The sequence below is a fragment of the Pseudomonas sp. 65/3-MNA-CIBAN-0223 genome (assembly GCF_040310425.1).
Taxonomy (GTDB): Bacteria; Pseudomonadota; Gammaproteobacteria; order Pseudomonadales; family Pseudomonadaceae; genus Aquipseudomonas; species Aquipseudomonas gregormendelii.
Genome location: NZ_JBEOPV010000126.1, coordinates 1 through 275 on the forward strand (window position 1 = coordinate 1; position 275 = coordinate 275).

Consider the following 275-nt stretch of genomic DNA (forward strand, 5'->3'; position numbering starts at 1 on the left):
GTTCAAAGCGGTTTTTCAGCTCAGGCCACAGATGCTTCTGGCTGCCAGCGGGATAATCGTAAAAACCAGCGCCGGCCGCCTTGCCCGTGCGCTTGTATTCGTTGACCAACAGATCAATCACCGCCGTCGCCGGGTGGTTCGGCATGGCCTTGCCTTCGGCCTGCAGGTCCTTGGCCGTTTGCTGCCGGATATGGCTCATCAGGCTGAGGGACACTTCATCGGACACCGCCAGCGGCCCCACTGGCATCCCGGCCTTGCGCGCTTCGGTCTCGATC

General features: G+C 61.8%; 1 protein-coding gene. It reads right to left on the bottom strand.

Translation table 11 applies throughout. From position 1 onward, the window contains the following. A partial coding sequence (locus tag AAEZ09_RS28210) for a 3-hydroxyacyl-CoA dehydrogenase family protein (RefSeq protein ID WP_350601636.1) occupies positions 1-275 on the bottom strand: 275 nt, incomplete at both ends.